Annotated in this window: 21 protein-coding genes; 8 read left to right on the top strand and 13 right to left on the bottom strand. The window is 59.8% G+C overall.

All coding sequences use genetic code 11. The features are described 5' to 3' along the window. Positions 1 to 140: 140 nt before the first annotated feature. The 9 genes from SM763_RS19560 to SM763_RS19520 form a co-directional block, all read right to left on the bottom strand. Complete coding sequence (locus SM763_RS19560) at positions 141 to 458, bottom strand: hypothetical protein (RefSeq protein WP_368999485.1); 318 nt, start codon at positions 456 to 458, stop codon at positions 141 to 143. A gap of 22 nt (positions 459 to 480) precedes the next feature. Next, the gene (locus SM763_RS19555; protein ID WP_274838994.1) at positions 481 to 1,911 is read right to left on the bottom strand and encodes a caspase family protein; all 1,431 of its coding nucleotides are present in this window, start codon (positions 1,909 to 1,911) and stop codon (positions 481 to 483) included. 203 nt (positions 1,912 to 2,114) lie between these two features. Then, the gene (locus SM763_RS19550) at positions 2,115 to 2,441 is read right to left on the bottom strand and encodes a DUF8776 family protein (RefSeq protein WP_274830705.1); all 327 of its coding nucleotides are present in this window, start codon (positions 2,439 to 2,441) and stop codon (positions 2,115 to 2,117) included. Position 2,442: 1 nt separating this feature from the next. Continuing rightward, positions 2,443 to 2,829: a response regulator gene (locus tag SM763_RS19545; protein WP_274830704.1), complete on the bottom strand. Its 387-nt coding sequence runs from the start codon at positions 2,827 to 2,829 to the stop codon at positions 2,443 to 2,445. Positions 2,830 to 2,862: 33 nt separating this feature from the next. Continuing rightward, entirely contained in the window at positions 2,863 to 3,729 is an 867-nt protein-coding gene (locus SM763_RS19540) for a CheR family methyltransferase (RefSeq protein ID WP_368999484.1), read from the bottom strand. Beyond that, on the bottom strand, positions 3,726 to 4,214 hold the full coding sequence (locus tag SM763_RS19535; protein WP_274830702.1) for a chemotaxis protein CheW: 489 nt from the start codon (positions 4,212 to 4,214) through the stop codon (positions 3,726 to 3,728). The genes SM763_RS19540 and SM763_RS19535 overlap by 4 nt, the downstream gene beginning before the upstream one ends. Continuing rightward, positions 4,198 to 6,345: a chemotaxis protein CheA gene (locus SM763_RS19530; RefSeq protein ID WP_274830701.1), complete on the bottom strand. Its 2,148-nt coding sequence runs from the start codon at positions 6,343 to 6,345 to the stop codon at positions 4,198 to 4,200. Before SM763_RS19530 ends, SM763_RS19535 begins: the two co-directional genes overlap by 17 nt. Position 6,346: 1 nt before the next feature. After that, positions 6,347 to 6,721 carry a response regulator gene (locus SM763_RS19525; RefSeq protein WP_274830700.1) on the bottom strand — a complete coding sequence of 125 codons (375 nt, stop codon included), beginning with the start codon at positions 6,719 to 6,721 and terminating at the stop codon, positions 6,347 to 6,349. Next, positions 6,718 to 7,005: an STAS domain-containing protein gene (locus SM763_RS19520; RefSeq protein WP_274830699.1), complete on the bottom strand. Its 288-nt coding sequence runs from the start codon at positions 7,003 to 7,005 to the stop codon at positions 6,718 to 6,720. The genes SM763_RS19525 and SM763_RS19520 overlap by 4 nt, the downstream gene beginning before the upstream one ends. 442 nt (positions 7,006 to 7,447) lie before the next feature. Here SM763_RS19520 and SM763_RS19515 point away from each other — a divergent pair, with 442 nt between their 5' ends. The 6 genes from SM763_RS19515 to modC all read left to right on the top strand — a co-directional run bounded on the left by SM763_RS19515 (position 7,448) and on the right by modC (position 14,183). Continuing rightward, a complete protein-coding gene (locus SM763_RS19515) occupies positions 7,448 to 9,727 on the top strand; it encodes a methyl-accepting chemotaxis protein (RefSeq protein WP_274839909.1) in 2,280 nt (759 codons plus the stop codon). Positions 9,728 to 9,881: 154 nt separating this feature from the next. After that, positions 9,882 to 10,820, top strand: coding sequence for a CheB methylesterase domain-containing protein (locus SM763_RS19510; RefSeq protein ID WP_274830766.1), 939 nt, complete (start codon positions 9,882 to 9,884; stop codon positions 10,818 to 10,820). A 35-nt stretch (positions 10,821 to 10,855) separates the two neighbouring features. Then, positions 10,856 to 11,413: a chemotaxis protein CheD gene (locus SM763_RS19505; protein ID WP_274830765.1), complete on the top strand. Its 558-nt coding sequence runs from the start codon at positions 10,856 to 10,858 to the stop codon at positions 11,411 to 11,413. 198 nt (positions 11,414 to 11,611) lie between these two features. Then, positions 11,612 to 12,394, top strand: coding sequence for a molybdate ABC transporter substrate-binding protein (modA, locus tag SM763_RS19500; protein WP_368999483.1), 783 nt, complete (start codon positions 11,612 to 11,614; stop codon positions 12,392 to 12,394). An 8-nt stretch (positions 12,395 to 12,402) separates the two neighbouring features. Further along, a complete protein-coding gene (gene modB / locus SM763_RS19495; protein WP_368999487.1) occupies positions 12,403 to 13,095 on the top strand; it encodes a molybdate ABC transporter permease subunit in 693 nt (230 codons plus the stop codon). Then, a complete protein-coding gene (modC, locus tag SM763_RS19490; RefSeq protein ID WP_274837439.1) occupies positions 13,095 to 14,183 on the top strand; it encodes a molybdenum ABC transporter ATP-binding protein in 1,089 nt (362 codons plus the stop codon). The genes modB and modC overlap by 1 nt, the downstream gene beginning before the upstream one ends. Before the next feature lie 153 nt (positions 14,184 to 14,336). On the opposite strand, the gene SM763_RS19485 is transcribed toward modC, so the two are convergent. After that, the gene (locus SM763_RS19485) at positions 14,337 to 14,795 is read right to left on the bottom strand and encodes an Lrp/AsnC family transcriptional regulator (RefSeq protein ID WP_274830762.1); all 459 of its coding nucleotides are present in this window, start codon (positions 14,793 to 14,795) and stop codon (positions 14,337 to 14,339) included. A 116-nt stretch (positions 14,796 to 14,911) separates the two neighbouring features. Between SM763_RS19485 and SM763_RS19480 the strand changes: the two genes are divergently transcribed. Continuing rightward, a complete protein-coding gene (locus tag SM763_RS19480; protein WP_368999482.1) occupies positions 14,912 to 16,114 on the top strand; it encodes a methionine gamma-lyase in 1,203 nt (400 codons plus the stop codon). A gap of 10 nt (positions 16,115 to 16,124) precedes the next feature. After that, a complete protein-coding gene (locus SM763_RS19475; protein ID WP_368999481.1) occupies positions 16,125 to 18,491 on the top strand; it encodes a thiamine pyrophosphate-binding protein in 2,367 nt (788 codons plus the stop codon). 10 nt (positions 18,492 to 18,501) lie between these two features. On the opposite strand, the gene SM763_RS19470 is transcribed toward SM763_RS19475, so the two are convergent. From SM763_RS19470 to SM763_RS19460, 3 genes are all read right to left on the bottom strand, one after another. Beyond that, positions 18,502 to 19,458, bottom strand: a complete 957-nt coding sequence (locus SM763_RS19470) for a 1-phosphofructokinase family hexose kinase (protein ID WP_368999480.1) — start codon at positions 19,456 to 19,458, stop codon at positions 18,502 to 18,504. 103 nt (positions 19,459 to 19,561) lie between these two features. After that, a complete protein-coding gene (locus tag SM763_RS19465) occupies positions 19,562 to 20,449 on the bottom strand; it encodes a LysR substrate-binding domain-containing protein (RefSeq protein ID WP_274830758.1) in 888 nt (295 codons plus the stop codon). Next, positions 20,449 to 21,348, bottom strand: coding sequence for a LysR substrate-binding domain-containing protein (locus tag SM763_RS19460; RefSeq protein ID WP_368999479.1), 900 nt, complete (start codon positions 21,346 to 21,348; stop codon positions 20,449 to 20,451). Before SM763_RS19460 ends, SM763_RS19465 begins: the two co-directional genes overlap by 1 nt. Between the last annotated feature and the right edge of the window lie 61 nt (positions 21,349 to 21,409).

Genomic DNA, 21,409 nt, shown 5'->3' with positions numbered 1-21,409 from the left:
CAAAACAGGCGATCCACGCTCATCGCCACAACGAAGGTGGTCAGAGGGCTCAAAAACCGGGGGTAAAAGACGGGAGCGGGAGCCTTAGGGTGTCATTCTGCACTCAGCCGGAATCGACCCCAGATTGGCAGCCGTCTCACCTATGGTTTTGCGCGCGTCCTGATACCCGGACAGACCGGACATGCCCTCAGCCAGCTGTTCCATGCGTTCTGCCATGCAATCGACAAGATAGGCCCGCTGCTGCTGCAGAACTCGGGAATGGCATTCAGCCGCATAATCACTTGCTGCGGCGTCGCCACACGGTTTGCCACCGACAGGCCCGGACTGGTTGTACCCTCACCACCGTAGCTACCCTCACTGCCGCCATAGGTGCCTTCGCCTGTGCCCCCGGTTTCCTGCGCCGCAACCGGGCCGACCAGAACAAGCGTCAGGATAACCAGATATCGCAGTACCTGCATGACGTCCTCCCGCTTCCGTTGATTACCCGTCCAACCCATAGGCCCGCCGGATGCCGCGCTGCGTGCCGGGACCGAAATCCCCATCGATCGAGCCTTGGTAAAAATCATTATCTTTCAGCTTGGCCTGCAAAGCCTTGCGCGTTTGGTCGGTGAACATCGTCGGCCGCTCGCTGAGCAGTTTCAGAACATCCGAACTGCCGGACCGCAAAGCCGCGTAAAGATACTGCGCCGCGTCTTCGGGGTCCTTGTTGGGGATCAGACCGTCATCGATCAGGGCTGCAAAATTGAACTGGGCCTGCGGATGACGCAGATCCGCGGCCCGCTCAAAGAAGGTCAGGGCCTTTTGCGGATTGGCCGGCAGGCCCAGCCCGCCCTGATAATGCAGGAACCCAAGATCATTGATCGCATCGGCAAAATTCTGATCCGCCGCAGCCCGGTAAAGCGCCAAAGCCTTGGCCGGATCCGGTTCAACACCCGTGCCTCGCTCGTACAGCTTTGCCAGTTCAAACTGCGCTTCGGGAGATCCCGCATCCGCAGCCCGCTGCAAAAATTCAATCGCGGCGGCCGGATCAAACCGGTCCTGGTTTGGGTTGAGCCGGATATAGGCCAGCCCCAGCATCGACCGGGTGTCTCCAAGCTCGGCAAGGGCGAGAAGCTGTTCCTCCTGATCCGGTTTCAGCGCCGCCCAGGCATCCGTGCTACCCGCGCTCTCATTTCCGCCAGCCAGATAGAAGGGCACCCCGGTAAGCGAACCATAGGTATGTGGTTCCTGCAGGTTTCCGGTTTTCTGAAGCACAAGATCGCGGACCTGCCGAAACATCAGGCTGATCTCCAGACCAGGCTGAACCATCTTTTCCATCAGTGCCAGCGCATAGGGGCTGTTCTCTCCCCGGCCATCCAGCGCGACCTGTCCATCCTTGGCCGCAAAGGCCACCAGCGTTCCGCGATCCGGGTTTGCAGGGGCCAGACCTGCACGTTCGGGTGCTGTCGATGCATTCGTTGTTTCCGAAGTGTCTCCCGCCAATGCATCGCCAAGGGGGTTATCGCGGCAGCTGTCCAGGATCACGATGCGCATCTTTCGCGCCTTCTCAACAGCCGCCAACAGCTGCTTCAGCGACGCGGACTGGCGCTCTACATCCCTGTTGCTTTGCACCTGAACATCAACCGGGATTAGGAAATTCTCACCCTGCACCTCGACCCCGTGACCGGCAAAATAGATCAAGGCCAGATCGGCAACTTCGGCGCGGAAAGCAAAGCCTTCGAGCATGCGGGTCATGTCTTCGGCACCGACGTCGATGCCAAGGGTCACGTCAAACCCGATCCCTTCCAGGGTTTCCGCCATCCGCAGGGCATCGTTGCGGGTGTTGTCCAGCTTTGGCAGATACTGGTAATCAGCCATCCCCAAGACCAGCGCCGCACGATCAGTCGCGGCCACGCTCGCCACAGGCAGCATTATGGTGGCCAATGTCAAAAGTATTCGAAACACAAAGCTCATGATCGCACCGGGCAAAACTGATTACACATCTTAAGTGTAGCCGTTGCAGACGGTGAAGCAAACGATCAATCCGGAGCCTGCGCGATCTTCGTCCTGACGGACGATATTATCGCGCGGCTCAAACGGGAAACGCCGCCTGGGGCAGGCGGCGTCTTTGTTGTTCAGGCGTTTTGCAAACCGCCGGGAGAGAGTAGTCTTTCCCGCAGACGTTCCAGGGTGACCCCTTTGGCGGCAGCAGGCAGATCGGCCGGTCCGGATTTTTCCACCTGGTCCTGGACGCGCTCATAGAATCCCGACAGCCCGGCGAGTGTCTGGATTACCAGATCGAAATCCTGCAATGCACGCAGTTCCGCACTGGTAGGGCGGGTACCACGTTCCATGACCGTGAGAGCAACATCCTCCAGCTCTTGAATTTTGACTTTCAGCTGGTGCATTTCCCAAGATGAAATGGTGCAGAGATCTTTCAGGGCTTTGTCAGGATGGTCCATATCAGAGCCGCCCAACCACTTGTTCGATCGCCTGCTTCATCGTTGCAACCGTGAAGGGTTTGCGGATGATGTTGTTCAGGCCGAGTTTCTTGCCGACCTCGATGATCTCAGGAGTCGGTTTGCCCGTCACCAGGATAAACCCGACACGCTGGGTCACCTGATGGCCACGGACCGCTTGCAGCAGGCCAAGACCATCCATGCCGGGCATGTTGTAGTCGGACAAGACCAAGTGCACCGGAGTCTTCGTGATCTTCTGGAACGCGGATTGTCCGTTGTTTTCCACCATGTAGTTCTTGACGCCAAGCTCATCCAAGCATTGCGTCAGAATCCCGCGGCTCGTTGACATGTCGTCCACGACCATGACGCGAAGAGAGTCTTTCAAGCTCATTTGTTTTCCTCGTGTTTCTTCATACTGCTCAGACTATCGGGCATCCCCACCCGATGGTGTGTGAATGTAGGTGGTTATTCCTGCCGTTTTCATATGTTGGGCAGCCGGTCCGGACATTCGTTCGGAATGTCCGATAAACAGGTAGCCTCCGGGAACTAGTGATCGCTGAAACGCCTGCCAGACCTTTTGCTGCGTTGCTGTATCAAAGTAGATGGCCACATTCCGACAGAAAATCGCATCGAATTTTCCCTTAAACGGAAAGGGTTCAATGAGATTTAGCACACCCAGTGTCACCATCGACCGGATGCTTTCAGGTAGACGGCCATCAGCATCAAGTTTTGGCAGGTATTTGCGGTATTCCGCAGGAATCTGCGCAATCTCGTCCGCCGGATATTTGGCAGCCGTTGCCGTTTGCACGACAACCGGATCGATATCAGTGCCCAGGATCTTGAAATCCAGACGGTTCACCTCCGGACACATGTCCTGGATGATCATCGCCAGCGTGTAGGGCTCCTGTCCGTTGGAACATCCTGCCGACCAGATGCGCACCCGTCCGCCTTTTCGTGCCTTCTTGATGAGGTCCGGAAGAACGTCTTTGCGCATCGTTTCAAAATGATGCGGTTCCCGGAAGAACTGCGTCACATTGGTGGTCAGCAGAGACAGCAGGTTGCTGCGCTCCTTGTCGGAATTCGGCCCATTCAGGCGTGCAAGATAATCCTTGAAGTTCAAGACGTTCTGCTTTCGCAGACGACGAGCCAGGCGGGCCGAAACCAGAGGTTTCTTGCTGCTCGACATCGCCAACCCAAAATGCTTGTAGGCGAACTGGGCGATGGCTTCGAAATCCTGATCTGTCAGGGTGAAACCATCTGCCTTGGACTCTATGGGACTTCTTGCGTTCACATCAGCACCTGTTCCGGAACGGAGATAACCGCATCCAAGTTGATGATCCGGACCATGGTGTCATCATGCGAGATGATGCCTTGGATATATTCCATGGTGAATCGGCTATCGACCGGCGGCGTGTCCTGAATATCATCGGGGTTGATCGAGATGATTTCCGAAACGGATTCCGCCAGCAGGCCAACCGGCTTGCCACCGACCGCCACGACGATCACCACGTTACGCTCACTGGCCTCGGTCTGCTCAAGACCGAACCGCGCCGACAGATCATAGATCGGGATCACCGCACCGCGCAGGTTCATGACACCCAGCACGTCCGACGGCGCGTGCGGCAGGATTGTCACCGGCGACCAACGACGGATCTCACGGATCTGGGTGATTTTGAGACAGAAAGCCTGCCCCGCCACAGTGAAGCTCACGAACTCACTGAACTGGGCGTGCTTTACTTCCTGATCGCCAGGCTTGGCTTCAACTTGCGACTGCATTGTTCATTCTCCGATCTGTGTCAAAGGCGGCTGCTGATGGCGAGGCCGCGATAATGCTTTCCGGATCCAGGATCATGGCAATCTTGCCATCTCCGAGAATGGTGGCAGCAGCCACCCCGGCAATCTCCCCACAGACTCCATCCAGGCTCTTGATGACCACCTGCCGCTGGTCGTGGATATCGTCCACCGCCAGGGCGCTGCGCTGTCCCGTTTCCGTTTCAACCAGGAGATAGACTCCGGGCGGTTGGTCATCCTGCTTGCTCAGCCCAAGGGCGCCAGCAACGTCGCAGATCGGGACGAAGTTTCCACGGATCGAAAGCAATGTGCCATCGGCGCCAAGGTTGTTGATCATGTCGTCGCTGCCGCGCATCGTCTCGACGATTGAGGTGATCGGAACCACCATCGTCTGATCCGCAACCGAGACCACCATGCCGTCCATCACTGCCAGCGTCAGTGGCAGAATGATGGTAAAGGTCGAGCCTTTGCCCGGGGTCGAGGTGATGTTGATCCGGCCACCAAGACCCGTCACGGCGTTCTTGACCACATCCATCCCGACACCGCGGCCGGACAGGTTCGAAACCTCCTTGGCGGTGGAAAAACCGGGCAGGAACAGGAGGTTGTCAATCTCACTGTCGGTCAGATCGGCGTTTTCGGGGATCAGGCCCTTGTCGATCGCGATTTGTTTCACACGGGGGCGGTTTACGCCGGCACCATCGTCTTTGATTTCGATGCAGACACTACCGGACCGGTGCGACGCCGACAGACGGATTTCACCGACCCTGTCCTTGCCGCCACCCTCACGGTCATCCGGTTTCTCGATCCCGTGGTCCACCGCGTTGCGCAAAATATGCGTCAGTGGGTCTGACAGGCGTTCGATGACTGTCTTGTCGACTTCGGTGTTTTCTCCCTCGGTGACAAGCTTACAGGATTTTCCGGTGGCGCTGGAGGCTTCGCGCACAATACGGGCCATGCGCTGGAACAGCGGTTTGACCGGCTGTGCACGGATCGACATAACGCCTTCCTGGATGTCCCGCGCTAGGTTCTTAAACCCTTCCAGCTCGGTCTCCACATCACGCACGTCCGCAACATCAAGATTGGCAATCTGCTGCGCCAGCATCGAGTGGTTGATGATCAGCTCGCCGACCGCGTTGATAAGCCGGTCCACCCGCTCAAGCTCCACACGCAGAGTCGGCTTGGGACCCCGCTGCTCCGATTTCGCGGCCTCGGCCTTTGGAGATGGTGCCTTGTCACCCGCAGGCGCAGAGTCCGCCTCCGGTGTCAGAGCAGGGGCCGGCTGTTCAAAAGGGGCAGGCGTCGTCTCCCCGTCCTCAATGGACGGAGCCACACCGAATGCAGCGTCCAGCGCGGCAAGGGCCTGCGCATCCGCTTCGGCGTCACCATCGCCTTCGATCGACAGCTCGCACAGACCTTCGACGAATTCGAAAACGGCTTCCACCTTGTCGCGCGGCTCCGAGGTAATCAGAACCAAATCCCAAGCGATATAGCTTTCGGCGACGTCGATGGCGTCAAAACCGGGCAATTCAGTATCGTCCAGCTTGACCTCAAGCTCGCCCAGTTCCTTGAGTGCCTGGAACAGGAAGATGGGCTCGTTGCCGGTGCCGTACATTTCCTTCATGGGATGGAAACGGATCCGGTAGGTTTCTTCCTGAGGCACCACGGGAAGATCGATCGCTGCAGGCGCGAAACCTGCGCCGCCCAGGCCCATCGGCTCGAACGTCAGATCTTCTTCCTCTTCGGGAATATATTCGTCCAGCGCCGCGATCAGCACGTTGTGATGCGCTTCGTCGGTTTCGCCGCCATCCCGCGCCGTCGCCACCAGATCACACAGATGGTCACTGGCGCGCAGCAGAAGCTGAACAAGCTTTTCGCCCAGCTCCAGACGATTGGTCCGCACCTCGTCGAAAACGGTTTCGAACCTGTGGGCAAAGGCCACCAGTTCATCCAAGCCAAACGCCCCGGCGCCACCCTTGATCGAGTGAACAGCGCGGAAAACGGCGTTGACCACCTCTGGATCACGATCGCCACCTTCGATGGCGGTCAGACCCTCATCCGTCGCTTCAAGGAGTTCTTCGCACTCCTCAAAGAAGGTATCCTGAATCGACCCTGACATCTTACGCCGCAGCTCCGGTGACGCGCTTGAGCGCAAAAATCAAAGACGTGTCATCGAAGGGCTTGGTGATCCAGCCGGTTGCACCCGCATTGCGCGCACGGGTTTTCATTTCCGCGGCACTCTCGGTGGTCAGAACAAGAATCGGCACCTTCGAATTGATACCGTCGCCCCGGAGTTCTTCGATGACACCGAAGCCGTCCAGATTGGGCATGTTGATATCGGTAATCACCACATCCGGCGCGACGTCGGGATACATATCAACGCCTTCACGGCCATCGACCGCGCAGTGATATTCAAAGCCGGCTTCTTCCAGCGTGGCAGCAAGCAGATTCCGAATCGTGCGGGAATCATCAATTGCAAGGACTTTGGTTTTCATGCTGTTTCCTCGTCTTCAAAGCGGTTGGACTCTAAACCCAAAAGCGACAGAGACTTTCGGCACGATTCACTGATGTTTGTGACCGCAAATCCCAATTCTTCGGAACGCCACTGCTGCTCCGCACTCAGCAGAATCTGAAGGCATCGCGAGGGCATCGCCATAACCTTGGAGCAGTCGATTTCTACCGCAGAGGTGCGCGCTCCGCGCAGGAATGCAATCAGCGGATCAAGGTCCGAAAATGCATTCGGAAGGTCTAATAGGTGTTTTTGCGTTTCCGTGGTCATCTTCCGCGATTCGCACCCCCGTTGTTCGGTCACATGTTAGAGTTCGATAGGGTCATTCTTAGGCTCGGGGGTTTAATAATTGATTGCCGCAAAGGCACCGCAACACCCTTTTGCCAGCCCTCAAGCCCTCCGGGGAACGCCGTTTTGCGGACAATTTTACATGCCCGATTCTTCGTTGCGATGAGGAGAGCCGCTGCGGCCACACAGTTAGAATCCCTATACGCGCGACAGCGGCAGCATTTCCCGACGCTGCGACCAGAAGGCTTTTTAAAATTCGAACGAATGCCGGAAATTTAAGCCGCAAATTAACCCCCGCCGGGCATTCATTTCATTGGACAGGGCCGATCCGGGCCTTGGTTTGCAAAGCGTAAGCAAGAAGGCCTTTGGAACAGTGAAAATCGCACACAAGCTCCCGCTATTCGTCGTCGCATTCGGTGCAGTCATGGCTGCGATCGTGGTTTCGATCAGCACGATCACGTCGCAGAACAGCGCAAGGACCCAGGCCCAAGAGCATTTCGAATCTCTGGTCGCCAGCCGCAAGGCAGCGGTCGAATCCCTGATGCGGGGTATTACGGCTGATCTTCTGACACTCGCGGCCGTGCCCTCCACCGGGACCGCGCTGCAACGCTTGTCCGGCGCATGGACCAATCTTGGCGATGAGGCTGCCCAGACCGTGCGTGATGCCTATATCACCAACAACCCCAATCCTCTGGGGGAACGCCATCTGCTCGATCGCGGCAAGCAGACAATTCCGTACAACATTCACCACGCCAAATTTCACCCGGCCTTCCGCACCCTGCTGACCAGTAAAGGGTACTACGACGCCTTTCTGGTGAACCTGTCCGGCAACGTACTTTATTCGGTCTACAAAGAAGACGATTACGCGACCAATCTTTATGATGGTCCGTACAAAGATTCGGGGCTTGCGCAGCTATTCCGCAGAACTGCGGATGCGCAGCCCGGAGAAGTGTTGTTTTCCGATTTCGCGCCTTATGAGCCAAGCCAGGGCAAACCGGCCGCCTTTGTCGCCACACAGATCGTCGCCAATACCGGCCAGACCGTCGGAATCCTGGTTCTGCAGATGCCGGTGAGCATGATCAGCGCCATCATGAACGAGGCCCGGGGCATCGGGGAGACAGCCGATGCCTATCTGGTAGCCTCTGACCTGCTGGCACGGTCGTCTTCACGATTCGAGGGCGGCCATATGCTGCTGGATCCGATTGCAGAGCAGGAACACATTACCTCTGCTCTCAATGGTGAAAGCAAGTTCTATCCCTCGACGACTGGCCTGAACGGACGGGAAGTCAGCGCCTTCTCCGAACCAATCGCTCTGGCAGGCAAGGAAATGGCAATCGTGATCGAACAGGACCGCGCTGAACTCATGGCGCACGTGAACAGTGCACGTAACTTCCTGCTTCTGGTGTCACTGGCCTGTACGGCAGGGATGTCTCTGCTGGGTTGGCTTTACGCCCGGACGATTACACGGCCGCTGGACCGCATCAGCAGCAATATGGAATCGGTGGCTTCCGGCAATCTGGAAACTGAGGTCAGCGAAGCCAAGCGTGTCGATGAAATCGGGCAGATTGGCAAGACGCTGGTCTCCATGCAGGATGACCTGCGGCACGCACGCACCGCGCAGGAAGAGCGCGCCCAGCAGCAGCAGGAACAGCAACGGGTGGTAGAGACCCTAAGTTCCGGTCTACTACGGCTGGCCCAAGGTGATTTCTCTGAAAAAATCACCGAACCCTTCACCGGCGAGCATGAACAACTGCGGTCCGATTTCAATAAAACCGTCGAAAACCTCAGCGATACGGTGTCGAAAGTGGTGGAATCCGCTTCCAGCATTCGCAACGGCGCGGCTGAGATCAGCCAGTCCTCGGATGATCTGTCGCACCGCACCGAAAGCCAGGCCGCAACGCTCGAAGAAACCGCTGCTGCGCTGGATGAGTTGACCGCATCGGTCAAATCCGCTGCCGAAGGCGCACGTAGCGTCGAAAACATCATGGATGAGGCCAAGCAGGAAGCCGAAAACAGCGGCGTCGTGGTGCAAAGCGCGGTTTCGGCGATGACCGAGATCGAGCAATCCTCGACTCATATCGCCCAGATCATCAGTGTGATTGATGATATCGCTTTTCAGACCAACCTGCTCGCGCTGAACGCCGGCGTCGAAGCTGCCCGCGCAGGCGAAGCAGGCCGTGGTTTCGCCGTGGTTGCCTCCGAAGTGCGCGCCCTGGCGCAGCGGTCCTCGGATGCGGCGATGGAGATCAAGACCCTGATCGGCGACAGCTCGAAACAGGTGGAACGTGGCGTGGATCTTGTCGGCAAGGCCGGGGAGGCGCTGCAGAATATTGTGCAACGGGTCAACCACATCTCGAAACTGGTGACGGATATCGCCGAGGGCGCGGCCGAGCAATCGACCGGTCTGGGTGAAATCAACACCGGTGTGGTGCAGCTGGATCAGGTGACCCAGCAGAACGCCGCCATGGTGGAAGAGGCCACTGCTGCGGGTCACATGCTGAACAGCGACGCCACCAAGCTGGCCGAACTGGTCGCCCACTTCAAGATCACGGGCGGCAGCAATATCACCGCAATGCCGCAGCCTTCGGCACCCATCGCACCGACGGCTCATGGCGAAGATGATTGGGATCTGGACGAGATCACTCCGACCCCTGTCGCCGCAACGGACGGAAACGCCGCCATCGACAAGTGGCAGGACTTTTAACCTGTCATCGATCCGGGGCGCACAGGGTGCGCCCCACCAATTATGTAACTTTCGGTTGTTCACCGAACTAACGTGACTGGGTATAGAATTGACCTCTCAGAACCTATTAATAATAACAACTGACCGGACATTTGCCCGCTCTTTGCAAAGCCACATGGAAGCCGCATATCCCGGTATGAAAGTGCTTTTGGCTAACAACCTCATGATGGCCTACAACCAGGCCGAAGCGGCGCAGCCAACCTTTGCGTTTGTGGAGGATGGTTTCACCCGATTGCCAGAATTCGAAATGATGCTGGCACTGTTCTCGGCCGTGGACACCCGCTGGGTCTCGGTCATGGATAGCCCGGGTGCGACACCTGCACGCCAGTCTTCTCCGTTGCTGAACGTAGGCGCGGGTATTTTCGAACTGACAAAGGCGGACAGCCCGCGCCAGTTTGCCCAATATTACGACATGATGGTCAAGGCGCCGCGGCGCGGTGCCCCAGCGCGGACTTCTGCCTCAGCTCCGCCGCCGCCCAAACGCGATTTCAAGAAATTCATCCTGATCGGTTCCTCCACCGGCGGTGTCGAAGCACTGCGTAGCGTATTGGTCGGCTTCACCCAGAATTGCCCACCGACGCTGATTGTTCAGCACACCGGTAAGAACTTCGGCCCCGGGCTGGTATCCCTTCTGGACCGGATCTGCGCCGCCAAGGTGGTTGCGGCCGAGGACGGCATGCAGATTGAATCGGGGCATGTCTACGTTGCCGCAGGACAAACCCGCCACATGGGGCTATCGCCCCGTAAACCTCTGCGCCTTCGCATGAAAGAAGGACCGCCAATTTCGGGCCACACTCCGTCCGTTGACGCTTTGTTCACTTCTGCCATGCCATATGGAAAGGACGTGGTCGCAACAATCCTGACCGGTATGGGCCAGGACGGAGCCAAAGGGCTTCTGGAGTTGCGCAAAGCCGGGGCAGCCACATTTGCACAAGACGAAAAATCGTCTGTTGTTTATGGAATGCCAAGGGTTGCCTGGGAAACTGGAGCCGCACAGAAACAAGTGTCTCTTGCCCGCATGGCCGGAGCGCTACTTCAGGCCTGCAAGACCTGAGCCGGGTTTTCCCCGGGCTAAACAAGGAGACCGCTGTGACGTCAGTATTCGCCAACACCACCTCCGTGACCATCCTGCAAGGGGATTACCGCGTGTCCAAGGATCCGTCGGTCGTCTTCTCGACTGTGCTTGGCTCCTGCATTGCAGCCTGCATCTATGACGCGGAGAATGGCGTTGGCGGCATGAACCACTTCCTGCTGGCGAATGCCAATGGTGGCGGTGTCAGCGCCCGCTATGGCATTCACGCCATGGAGCTTCTGATCAACGGCATTATGAAGAAGGGCGCCGAGCGCCGCAATCTGAAGGCCAAGGTGTTTGGCGGCGCAAAAATGTCGGTGAATCTGTCCGATATCGGTGCCTCAAACGCGCAGTTCGTCCAGCAGTTCCTGAAAGACGAGGGTATTCCCTGCATCTCCTCCAGCGTGGGCGGCACATCGGCCCGCCGGGTTCGGTTCCATCCGACATCCGGCAGCGCCCAGCAGACCCGGGTTGCCAACGACCGGCGTCTTGGCGAACAGGAAGTGGCGGCAGCACGCCAACCCACACCCGCACCCGCCACCCCGGCTGGCGCAGGCGATCTGACTCTGTTCTGAGTTGCCGCAGGCGGTCCCGAACCGCAGCCAGATCCCATTCTAAAAAAAGCCGGTCGCAGCGTTGCGACCGGCTTTTTGCATTGTGAGCACCCACGCAGCGGAAAGCGCCAACCACGGGCGAGGGAAATTATCCCTTGCTCCGTTTCCGGCCCGGCGCTACGCCAAGTGAGATATGCAGACGTTCCACGAGGCCCGCCAATGATCCTGTCCCGCACCCGCCGCCTATGTCTGGCTGCCGTGCTGGGATTTGCGTTTGCCATCGCAGCGCCCGGTCTGACCTTTGCAGGCGAGGTCACTGTGTTCGCCGCCTCCAGCCTGACCAATGCAATCGAGCGTATCCGCGCAGGTTTTGAAGCCGAAACCGGGCATGCCGTTGCGGTTTCACTGGCCGGGTCCTCCGTTCTGGCGCGCCAGATCGAATATGGCGCGCCTGCTGATGTTTTTATCTCTGCCAACCCCGCCTGGATGGACCATCTTGAGCAGCGCGACAGGATTGTAGCAGGCAGCCGGTTTGACCTGATGGGCAACAACCTTGTGCTGATTGCACATGGGCAGCAGCAACCGGTGACACTTTCGCCCGATTTTGACCTTGCCGGATTGCTGGGGGAAAACCGGCTTGCCATGGCCCTAACCGAAGCCGTGCCGGCCGGGATCTACGGCAAGGCCGCGCTGTCATCGCTCGGTCTGTGGGACGGCATTGCCCCCAATGTAGCCCAGACCGACAACGTTCGCGCCGCGCTGGCCTTGGTCGCCACTGGAGAGGCCCCCTTCGGGATTGTCTACACCACGGATGCAAAGGCCAGTGCAGACGTCAGCATTATCGCCACCTTCCCGGGCGACAGCCACCCACCGATCATCTACCCCGCTGCAGCAATTGCGCCCGGTGACAATCCTGCAGCACGCGACTTTCTCGATTATCTCCAAAGCCCCGCCGCAGGTGCCATCCTGACGGCCGAGGGGTTCACCGTTTTGCCGGAATAGCCCGCATGATGGACTGGCTCGGCCCCGAGGAATGGAACGCGGTTTCCCTGTCTTTACGGGTATCATTCTGGGCAACCCTGGCGGCGCTGCCTCCGGCCATGCTGATCGCCTATGCCTTGGCAAGGTGGGAGTTTCCGGGCAAGCAGTTGCTGAACGGTCTGGTCCACCTGCCGCTGATCCTGCCGCCTGTGGTGACGGGGTACCTGCTGCTTCTGACCTTTGGCACCCAGGGGCCGGTCGGGGGGCTGCTGCAGCAGATGGGGATCGTGCTGGCCTTCCGCTGGACCGGCGCGGCGCTGGCAGCGGGCATCATGGGGTTTCCGCTGATGGTGCGCGCGATCCGGCTGTCCGTCGAAGCCGTCGATCCAAAGCTGGAACAAGCCGCATCCACCCTAGGCGCGTCGCGGGTTTGGGTGTTTGTCAGCGTTACCCTGCCGCTAGTGTTTCCCGGGCTGATTGCAGGCGCGATCCTGGCCTTTGCCAAGGCGATGGGGGAATTTGGCGCCACGATTACCTTTGTGTCGAACATACCGGGCCAGACCCGGACCCTGCCATCAGCGATCTATGCCTTCCTGCAGATCCCCGGCGGTGAGGCTGCCGCAACCCGACTGGTTCTGATCTCGGTTGCCCTTGCCATGACCGCCTTGCTCCTATCCGAAGCCCTCGCCCGCAGGGCGGCCAAACGCATAAGGGACGCGTGATGCTCTCGGTGCAGCTCAGCCATAGCAGGCCCGGTTTCACCCTAGATGTCGCCTTTGAGGCGCCGCAGGGGATCACCGTCCTGTTCGGCCGGTCGGGGTCCGGGAAGACCACTGTTGTCAACGCGGTCGCCGGGCTGTTGAAACCGGATGCAGGACGCGTGGCGCTGAATGGACGGGTCCTGTTTGACACCAAATCGGGTCTATGGCTGCCGCCAAACCGGCGCCGCATTGGCTATGTCTTTCAGGAAGGTCGCCTGTTCCCGCATCTGACCGTCCGGCAGAACCTCCTGTTCGGTCGCTGGTTCGCCCCAAAAAATACGCCCAGGGCGGATATCGACCGGATCGTCGAGATGCTGGGGATCGGCCACCTGCTGCAAAGACGGCCCGGAGGTCTGTCGGGTGGTGAAAAACAAAGGGTTGCGATCGGTCGCGCGCTGCTGTCCTCGCCGGAGATGATCCTGGCCGATGAACCGCTGACGGCGTTGGATGAGGCGCGCAAGGCGGAAATCCTGCCGTATTTCGAACGGCTGCGCGATGAAACGGACATTCCAGTACTCTACGTCAGCCACTCCGCAGCCGAGGTGGCGCAGCTGGCCACCACGGTCGTCGTGCTGCAGGACGGCAAAACGGTTCAGCAGGGACCCGCCGCGCAGATCCTAAGCGATCCCAATGTCATGCCGACCGGTGTTCGTTCCGTTGGCGCGCTGCTGGAAACCCGGGTCAAAGCGCATCACCCGGACGGGCTGACCGAACTCGACGCAGGCGGTATTCCATTGTTCCTGCCAAAGATCGCCCAGGCACCGGGTCAGATGATCCGGGTCCGGGTTGCTGCGCATGAGGTGATCCTGTCACGGCAGCGTCCCGAGGGGCTTTCTGCGCTCAATATCCTGCCGGGCACGGTCCAGCAGATCCGCGCCGGTGACGGCCCCGGGGCAATGGTGTCTCTCAAAACGCCAGCCGGGCGCATCCTGGCCCGCATCACCCAGCGCTCGGCGCGGGCGCTGGAGCTCACCGAAGGCGCCGAATGTTTTGCCGTGGTGAAATCGGTCGCCATCGCGCCCAGCGATATCGGTGGCGCTTCGGGATAGGCCTGCCATAGCTTCTGCACTGGGGCACACGGACAAGTTTCACGCATCAGCTAGAGCACTGCTCGCCACGTTCAAACATTACATAACACACATTATGTGCATAATTAGGGCGACGTATCTGCGCCGACCGCTTTTTGGCGACATGCACCGCGCTCACGCAACCGAAGGAAACACCGCCGTCTTTTTCACCGTGCCGTAGACAAAACTTGTGTCGATCGAGGCGATGCCGCCGATGGGATGAATGCGGTTCCGGATGAAATCCTCATAGGCTTCGAGATCGGGCACAAGCACCCTCAGCTGGTAATCCATTGCCCCGGTCATCACGTGACATTCCAGCACCTCATCGATCATCCGGATACGGCTTTCGAAGTTCTTTACATCCGCCTCGTTGTGCCGCTCCAGCCGGACGCGCACGAACACCATGATCGACAGACCATAGGCCGCCGCGTCCACATCGGCGCTGTAGCCCTGCACGATCCCCTTGGCTTCAAGGTTCCGGATCCGCCGCAGACAAGGAGAGGGTGACAGATTCACCGCATCGGCAAGATCCTGGTTGGTCATGCGACCATCCCGCTGCAACGCACGGATGATCTGTCGGTCTTTACTGTCCATGAAGCCCTCATATTGGCAGATACTGCCAATAATTACCTCAACCAAGGCAGAATTGGCAATCAAATGCCGTACAGGTCAGCACAAAGTGGCGCCATCAAGTTTCAGGAGATATCCCAATGAGCCGCGCCACAGGATTTGCCACCCGTGCCATCCACCACGCCTATAACCCGCTCGACAATGACGGCGCGCTGACCCCGCCCCTGCATCTGACCTCGACCTTCTCCTTTGAAACCGCCGAAGCGGGCGGAGATACCTTCGCCGGAGAGCGCGAAGGCCATATCTATTCCCGCATTTCCAACCCGACCTGCGATTTGCTTGAGCAGCGCATCGCCACGCTCGAAGGGGCCGAGGCAGGCCTTGCCATGGCCAGCGGCATGGGCGCGATCACTGCGGTTCTCTGGACCCTTCTGTCGCCGGGCGACGAGGTAATCGTCGACAAGACGCTATATGGCTGCACCTTTGCCTTCATGCGGCACGGGCTGGCAAAATGGGGTGTCACCATTACCCATGTGGACATGACCGACGTGGAAAACCTGCGTGCCGCGATCAGTGACAAGACCCGCGTCGTCTATTTCGAAACCCCGGCCAATCCGAACATGCGTCTTGTTGATATCGCGGCTGCATCAGACATCGCCCACGCGGCAGGTGCGCAGGTCGTGGTCGACAGCACCTATGCAACCCCCTATCTGACCCGCCCGATTGAGCTTGGCGCCGATATCGTGGTGCATTCCGCCACAAAATACCTTGGCGGCCATGGTGATGTGGTGGCCGGGCTGATCGCAGGCACTGCCGAGCAGATCACCGAAATCCGGTTGGTGGGGATGAAGGACATGACGGGGGCAGTGATGGCGCCGTTCAATGCCATGCTGATCCTGCGCGGACTCAAGACACTAGCCCTACGCATGGATCGTCACTGCGCCTCGGCCCGGGTGGTGGCGGACTATCTGGAGGCGCATCCGGCCGTCAGCAGCGTGCATTTTCCGGGGCTTCAAAGCTTTCCCCAGCACCAACTGGCCGAACGCCAGATGGCGCAGCCGGGTGCGATGATCGCCTTTGAAATCGACGGCGGTATGGCTGGCGGGATCCAGTTCATGAACGCGCTCGAGATGATCCAGCGCGCCGTGTCGCTGGGCGATGCGGAAACGCTGATCCAGCACCCGGCCTCGATGACCCATTCGACCTATACCGCCGAGGAACGGCTTGAGCATGACATCAGTGATGGCCTGATCCGCCTGTCGGTGGGGCTGGAAGACGTGGCCGACATCCTGCAGGATCTGGATCAGGCCCTGCCCACGCCCGCCAAACACGCTGCCGAATAAGGAGAGCGCCATGCCCGCCGATCTCACGCACCTGAAGACCGTCGAACAGCGGCTGCTGTGGCTGTCGCACTGGATGATCCATCACGCCAATCACGTGCGCCCCAAGGTGGACGGGATCAAGATCGGCGGGCATCAGGCCTCCTCCGCCTCGATGGTGTCGATCATGACCGCGCTTTATTTCTCGGCCCTGCGGCCCGAGGACAGGGTAGCGGTCAAACCCCATGCCTCGCCGATCTTTCACGCGATGCAGTATCTGATGGGCAACCAGACCCGCGAGAAGATGGAGAATTTCCGCGGCTTTGGTGGCGTGCAGAGCTACCCCAGCCGGACCAAGGATATCGACGATGTGGATTTCTCCACCGGTTCGGTGGGCCTTGGCGTGGCGATCACCTCCTTTGCTGCGATTATCCAGGATTACATCAAGGCCAAGGATTGGGGGCAGGATGCCCCGATGGGCCGCATGGTGGCGTTGGTCGGCGATGCAGAACTGGACGAGGGCAATATCTACGAAGCCCTGCAGGAAGGTTGGAAAAACGATCTGCGCAACACCTGGTGGATCATCGATTACAACCGCCAGTCATTGGACGGAATCGTGCGCGAAGGGTTGTTCGGGCGGATCGAGAAGATTTTCGACGCCTTCGGCTGGGATGTGGTGCGGGTCAAACATGGCGTCTTGCAGCGGGCCGCGTTCGAGGAACCCGGTGGCGATCATTTGCGCGACTGGATCGATGCCTGCCCCAATCAGGAATATTCCGCGCTGACCTTCATGGGCGGTGCAGTCTGGCGCAAGCGGCTGATGGATGATCTCGGCGATCAGGGCGATGTGACGGCCCTGATCGACCGGCGCAGCGACGCCGAACTGGCCGCGCTGATGGAGAACCTGGGCGGCAACTGCGTGGAGACCATGGCCGAAACCTTTGACGCCATCGACCACGACCGGCCCACCTGTTTCCTCGCCTATACGATCAAGGGCTGGGGCACGCCCATTGCGGGACACAAGGACAATCACGGCGGGCTGATGAACAAGTCCCAGTTCACCGAATGGCAAAAGCACATGGGCGTGGCCGAAGGCGAAGAATGGGAGCCTCTGGCAGCGGTCAAAGACCCGGATGCTCTGCGCGCCTTCCTGTCTGAGGTGCCCTTCTTTGCCAAGGGCACCCGCCGCTATCAGGATGACAAACTGGCGGTGCCCGCGATTGCCGTCGACACCTCGCGCGAGGTGTCGACCCAGATGGCCTTTGGCAAGATCCTTGATGATCTCTCGAAGGGCGATAGCGCACTGGCCGACCGCATCGTCACCACCTCACCTGATGTGACCGGCACCACCAACCTTGGCCCATGGGTAAACCGGCGCAAGCTCTTTGCTCGTACCGAACAGGCCGATGCATTTATCGAAAACCGCATTCCCTCGACCGCGAAATGGGAGTTCACACCGCAGGGCCAACATATCGAACTGGGCATTGCCGAGATGAATCTGATGCTGCTCTTGGGCGCGGCGGGCCTGTCGCATTCGCTCTTTGGCAAGCGGCTTATCCCCATCGGCACGGTCTATGATCCCTTTGTCGCCCGCGGCCTCGATGCGCTGAACTATGCCTGTTATCAGGACGCGCGTTTCATTCTGGTCGGCACCCCCTCTGGGGTGACACTGGCGCCCGAAGGCGGTGCGCACCAATCCGTCGGAACGCCTCTCATCGGGATGAGCCAGGACGGGCTGGCCTCCTTTGAACCTGCCTTTGCCGATGAGCTGGCAGTGATCATGGAGTGGGCCTTTGACTACGTGCAGCGCGATGGCGAGGGCGATCCGGATGAACGCACCTGGCTGCGGGATGAGACCGGCGGGTCGGTCTATCTGCGCCTCACCACCAACCCTGTTGAACAGCCCGGCAAACGCGTCGACGAAGAATTCCGTCAGGGTGCCATCGATGGCGCCTACTGGCTGCGCAAGCCGGGGCCGAATTGCGACGTGGTGATCGCCTATCAAGGCGCCGTTGGCCCAGAGGCGATCAAGGCCGCCGGAATGGTCGGCGAAGGTCGCCGCGACATTGGCGTGCTGGCGGTGACCTCGGCGGACCGGCTGAATGCAGGCTGGACAGCGGCGCAACGCGCTCGCGCCCGCGGCAATGCAGCCGCGCAATCGCATATCGAGGCCCTGATGGGGCGGCTGCCGCCCCATTGCCGGATCATCACTCTGATCGACGGGCATCCGGCCACATTGTCATGGCTTGGCTCTGTCGCCGGGCACCAGACAATCCCGCTTGGGGTGGAGCATTTTGGCCAGACCGGCACTATCGGGGATCTTTACCGCCACCACAGCATCGACGCCCGCGCTATCGTCGAAAAGGTGAATGGTTTGACAGCCGGGAAGAAGATGGCCTGAGAGGCGCACATCAAAGGGATGTATCTTCGCGAAGCGCGCAGCGGTCCAGCAGTGCCGTTACATCCTCGGCCTTGAATAATGCGGTACCTTCGGTCTGGACCGTTGCGCTGGCGGCGGCAACGCCCCAGCGCAGCGCCTGCCCCAGAGGCTGGCCCTGCGACAGGGCCAGCGTCAGCGCCCCGGTAAAGGCATCTCCTGCCCCGATTTTACTGACCATCGGAACCTCGGGTGCACGACAGAAAAACCGCTGCTGCCCCGTCACCAGAATGGAGCCTTCACCGCCGCGGCCGCCAACCACGAGCTCCGCCACGCCGCGCGCAATCAGCGCCTCGGCAAAGGTGTAGCTGTCATTCAGGCTCTCCATCCTGTGCCCTGCTGACTGCTCCGCCTCACGCTGATCCAGCCGCAACAGGTGCACCGGATCGGAAGGTGAGGTGAGCAGATGTTCCAGCGCAGTCTTTGAAGTATCGACTACCAGCTTGCTCCGGCTCGGGGTCAGGGCCGCCAGAACCTTTTGCGGGAAATCGTCACCCAGACCGGGCGTGACGCCACCGCTAAGGACCACATAACCATCCCTTGGCGCGGCAGAGGCAATCGCATCGAGCAGACGCGCGCCATCAGCCTCACTCATCTCCTCACCCGGAACACTGAAGCGGAACTGTTCCCCGGTCGATGTATCCGTCACCTCAAAACTCTGCCGCGTTTCACCACCGGCCTGCACGGGATCCACCGGGACGCCCTCCGCTGCCAGAAGCTGCAACAGCCGCTCCCCCATGGCGCCGCCTACGGCAACGAGCGCCAGAACATCGCCGCCCAGCCTGTGAATGGCCCGGGCCACATTGACGCCGCCACCGCCCGGATCGGTGCGCGGAGTGTCACAATAAAGCTTGGGGCCTGCCACCACGTGGTCGATCGAGGTGGCCAGATCAACGGCAGGGTTCAGCGTGATTGTCAGGATCTTGGACATTGGTTTCCCAGCAGGCAGGTCAGAGCACAGCGTCTGCACATCTAATTCTTTTCTGTCGCGCCACCAATCCCGGACGGTCTGAGCCGCCGGGCGGATATGGCGGCTAAGGCTCTTCCCTGCGCAGCTGTTTTCTAAGCCAGGCCTCGAACCGTTGCACCGGTTTTGGCGCCGCCCCGTAGGGACGCACGAAATAATAGCGTTTGCGGGAGGTCAGATGCGGACCGGGAATGCGCATCAACTCACCCGAGGCGATTTCCTGATCTACCATATCATATGGCACGATCGCTGCGCCCAGCCCGGCCACCGCTGCCGCGATAACCATCGAATGCTGGTCGAAATAGCGCCCGTCCTGACGTGGCGCACCGATGATCCCAGCTCGTGCGAACCAGTCCCGCCAAGCTTCTTCGCGGCTTTCCAGATGCAGCAGCGGCACCCCAGGCCAATTCGGATTGCCCGCAAGATCCTGCCCGGCAAAGAAATCCGGCGCGCAGACCGGGATCATCTGCTCGCCGAACAATTCGGTCATCAAGGTACCGGGCCAATTGTCGAGCCCGTAATGAATGGCCAGATCAAAAGAGGTGCGGCTGAAATCAAACGGCTCCAGCCGGGTGGTGAAATTCAGCTCGATCTCGGGGTGACGGGCAAAGAAATCCGGCAACCTTGGGATCAGCCAGCGATTGGCGAATGTCGGCAGGACGGCGATCCGCAGCGCCGAACGCCCGGCCCCGGCGGCGACCGCTTTTTGCAGGCTGGCCTTCAGCGATCCCAGATCCTGCGCCAGATCGGTGGCAAGCCCCTGCCCGGCCGGGGTCAGCACCACACCGCGCCCGACCCGCTGGAACAACTCGAACCCCAGGACCGTTTCCAGCTCTTTCACCTTCTTGCTGACGGCGCTTTGGGTCAGCCCCAGTTCCTCGCCGGCGGCGGTGAAGTTCTGATGCCGGGCCGCGCTTTCGAAGCAACGCATATGGGTCAGGCTGGGCAGCCGCATCACGACACCTCCTGCGGGCCGATCTGCCCGATCAGCCAGTCACGGAATTTCAGCAAGGGATAGTCAGTCGCCCGATCCTGTGGCCAGACCAGAAAATACGACCCCAGCGTAACCGGCGCGCCCGGCACTGCCAGTTGCAGCCGACCCTGGGCAATTTCCGCCTCGGCAATGAAGGTCGGCAGCAAGGCAACGCCAAGCCCATGTACCGCCGCCTGTGTCATGGCCGAGGATTGATCGAACAACATGCCGCGCAGTTTTTCCGCCGGAACCTCATGCAGGGCAAACCATTGCTCCCAGCTGTCCGGGTGGGTCTCCAGATGCAACAGCGGGAAATTGAGCAGCTCCTCCGGCGTTGCGGCCGGGGCATGCATCAGTCCGGGCGCGCAGACCGGCAGCACGTGTTTGGGCATCAGGGGCAAATATTCGACGCCCGGCCAATCACGTGTGCCATAGTGAATTGCCGCCTGTGTGGTGCTGCCCTCAAAACTGAACGGCAGGTTATGAGTCTGAAGGTTGACGGTAATCCCCGGATGCCCTGCCACGAAATCCTTCAGCCGCGGCGCCAGCCAATGCAGCCCGAAGGAGGGCAGGATCGACAGGTTCAGACTGCCCCCATCCGGGTTGGCCCTGAGTTTCACCGAGGCCTGCGCAAGCCGGGTCAGGATACCGCGTGCCTCCTGTGCGAACCCTGCCCCCGCCGGTGTCAGCTGCATCCGCATCTGATCACGCGCAATCAGATCAACCCCCATCTGCTCTTCCAGCTGTTTCAGTTGGCGGCTGACCGCGCTTTGGGTCAGCGACAGATCCTCAGCCGCCGCCGAGGCACTGCCCAGACGGTCCACCGCTTCGAGGGCAAGCAGGGATGGAATGGAGGGTAAAAAGCGACGCGGCGCGATCATATGACTTTACCTCATACCGGCAGGAATTAGTTTCATGTGCAAACCACTCCTTTCAATGACA

The organism is Pseudophaeobacter sp. C1-32P7 (genome assembly GCF_041008775.1).
GTDB lineage: Bacteria > Pseudomonadota > Alphaproteobacteria > Rhodobacterales > Rhodobacteraceae > Phycobacter > Phycobacter gallaeciensis_A.
The sequence above is the reverse complement of the archived record's forward strand: the minus strand, read 5'-3'. Positions and strand labels throughout refer to the sequence as shown.